The 509-nt window shown below is 56.4% G+C and carries 1 protein-coding gene; it reads right to left on the bottom strand.

Annotation, left to right across the window (positions count from 1 at the left end; translation table 11 throughout):
• Positions 1–411 (bottom strand): transposase (locus F1735_RS34195; RefSeq protein WP_167241501.1); only part of this gene is annotated, 411 nt, incomplete at its 3' end.
• Positions 412–509 lie beyond the last annotated feature (98 nt).

The raw sequence follows: 509 nt of genomic DNA, 5'->3' as shown, positions 1-509 counted from the left end.
GCGTTCGGACTCGCGCTCGGCCATCACCTCCAGTATCTTGTGTTTAAGGCGCCAAGCGGTGCGATAGCAGACACCGAGGAGGCGCATCAGCTCCAGCGCCGCCACATTGTTCTTCGCTTGCGTGAGGAAGTACATCGCTTGGAACCATTTCGTGAGAGGCAATTTACTCGAGTGGAAAATGGTCCCGCTCGTGAGGGTCGTCTGGTACCGGCAAGCCTGGCACTGGAACGTTTTTACCTTACCATGCCAAACCACGTAATGCTCGTTGCGAGCGCACATGGGGCAGACGAATCCGTCGCGCCATCGAATCTTTTCCAGTGCCGCTTCGCACTGCGCTTGCGTCCCGTAGAGCTCCATGAATTGCGTCACACTCATGCCCGCCTGAAACTGAACCCGATTCATCGTCGCCATAATCTTCTCCCGCCTGCGCCACCGCGCACGCATATGCAAGGTTGGACACGTAACGGCGACCAAAGTTCAGTTATGCTGAAGATCAGCGCTAATCACCT

Source organism: Massilia genomosp. 1, from assembly GCF_011682185.1.
In the GTDB taxonomy this organism is placed as follows: domain Bacteria; phylum Pseudomonadota; class Gammaproteobacteria; order Burkholderiales; family Burkholderiaceae_D; genus Telluria_A; species Telluria_A rubra.
The sequence above is the reverse complement of the archived record's forward strand: the minus strand, read 5'-3'. Positions and strand labels throughout refer to the sequence as shown.